The sequence below is a fragment of the Mycobacterium sp. genome (assembly GCF_008709575.1).
In the GTDB taxonomy this organism is placed as follows: domain Bacteria; phylum Actinomycetota; class Actinomycetes; order Mycobacteriales; family Mycobacteriaceae; genus Mycobacterium.
Genome location: NZ_VYIK01000169.1, coordinates 1 through 1,284, shown reverse-complemented (window position 1 = coordinate 1,284; position 1,284 = coordinate 1). Strand labels below are relative to the sequence as shown.

Here is a 1,284-nt window from a genome sequence, read left to right as displayed (position 1 = left end):
GACTTGATGTTCCAGGCCAGGGCGGCGATGACCATGTAGGCCCAGTTGGACACCAGGTCATAAAGCGGCACCCGCAGCGCGTTGACCCCGTTTTTGAGCTGCTCGATGACGTTTTCCTGGTCGCAGCGGTCGTTGGCGCAGGCCACGACCTCGGCGGCGCTCAGGTCGGTGCGGGTGGTGATGTAGAAGAAGTAGCGGATTTCGTCGATGAGGGCCGCCTCGCCACGGGACTTGCTGATGTTTTTGCGCAGCGCGATCACCCGGTAGGGGCGGCGGCATTTGCCGGGCTGGTAGCTGAACTCGGCCACGTGCTCGCAGTTAAGCTGCAGGTTGACATAGCCGCGTTCGGTGACGATACGCCGCTTGTGGTTAGGTTCGCGCCGGCGCCGCTGCCCGCTGCGCGGCGGTGCGGGCTCGGGTCGCTGCAAGGGGGTCCAGCAGGCCTCGTCGAGCGCTTCGGCGCGGCAGCGCAGTGCGGTGTTGGCGTCCATGCCCAACAGGAAATCGACCCGGGCGGCCCATCGGTCGAAGTGCGCGGTCAACGAGAAGTCGGTGTCCCCGCGCAGGCACACCCGCTCGACATGCGGGGCGACCAGGTCGATCGCCTTGTCGATCCAGGCCGCCGCGCCGGCGTGGCTGGGCGCGTTGCCGGGCCGGTTGACCAGATACAGCACCTCCCTGGTGTTGGCCAGCGACACGATCAGCGGGGCATATCCCCAGATGCCCTTATACGACATGTCCATTCCCGCCTTGTGCTCGCCGCAGGTGGGGGCGATGGTGCCATCAACGTCGAGGTAGGCGATCGGGCCCAGCAGCTCGCGGCCCCGGCCCGCCCATAGCTGCGGGCGCACCGCGTTGATCGCCTCCATCAACGTGGCCACGTCGGCCTCGCTGAACCGGCGGCAAAAATCACCGGCCGTGGTTGGGTCCGGGATCAGGTCCGCACCCAGGGCGTTCATGTAGGCGCTGTCGTGACGCAGCCGTTCGATGTCTTCGAGCCGGGTGCCGCCGCAGGCCACGTTGTAGGCCAGGTTCAGCACGTGGTCGGACTCGTGATAAGGCAGGTGCACCTTGAGCAACCGCAAGTCCTCGTCGATGCGCTCAACCAGCCCCAGCCGGGTGACCAGCCGATGCACCGCGGCGATCCCGCCGAAGGCGGTGGCGTCGATGTTGGCGCCAACTTCGTAATGCACCGCGCCCGAGTTCAGCATCGGCCTGGGCTGCGCGCCCCAGCACCCCGCCCGCGCGTGCCCCGCCGCCACCTTGCGCCGCCGCCGGGCGATG

1 protein-coding gene is annotated in these 1,284 nt (G+C 67.8%); it reads right to left on the bottom strand.

Annotation, left to right across the window (positions count from 1 at the left end; translation table 11 throughout):
• The coding region (locus tag F6Q13_RS17595) for an IS1380 family transposase (RefSeq protein ID WP_293059292.1) at positions 1-1,262 on the bottom strand (1,262 nt) is incomplete at its 3' end.
• Between the last annotated feature and the right edge of the window lie 22 nt (positions 1,263-1,284).